Here is a 231-nt window from a genome sequence, read left to right as displayed (position 1 = left end):
ATACAAATAAAGACGATGAGGAAGCCTGCGGGGATAATATAAGAAAATCTCTGTTTTTCTAACTTTCTAATCAAAGGTTTCGTATAGTACTGTGTGATTACTTTTAGCCTCATAAAATGTAATAATCTTGCAATTCTCGCAAGTTGAAATATCGCATCTAATGGTACGATCGCAATAACCATGAATGGATTTGATCTTATAAAATGCCACTTTTTTTCTACCGTAAAGAAT

1 protein-coding gene is annotated in these 231 nt (G+C 32.5%); it reads right to left on the bottom strand.

Going from position 1 to position 231, the window contains the following annotated elements; genetic code table 11:
* Positions 1-182, bottom strand: a 182-nt coding sequence (locus AOA61_RS31645; RefSeq protein ID WP_218197290.1) for a hypothetical protein, incomplete at its 3' end; no start/stop codon positions are given.
* Positions 183-231: the final 49 nt, after the last annotated feature.

It is taken from the genome of Pseudomonas sp. 2995-1 (assembly GCF_002742505.1).
Taxonomy (GTDB): domain Bacteria; phylum Pseudomonadota; class Gammaproteobacteria; order Pseudomonadales; family Pseudomonadaceae; genus Aquipseudomonas; species Aquipseudomonas sivasensis.
The sequence above is the reverse complement of the archived record's forward strand: the minus strand, read 5'-3'. Positions and strand labels throughout refer to the sequence as shown.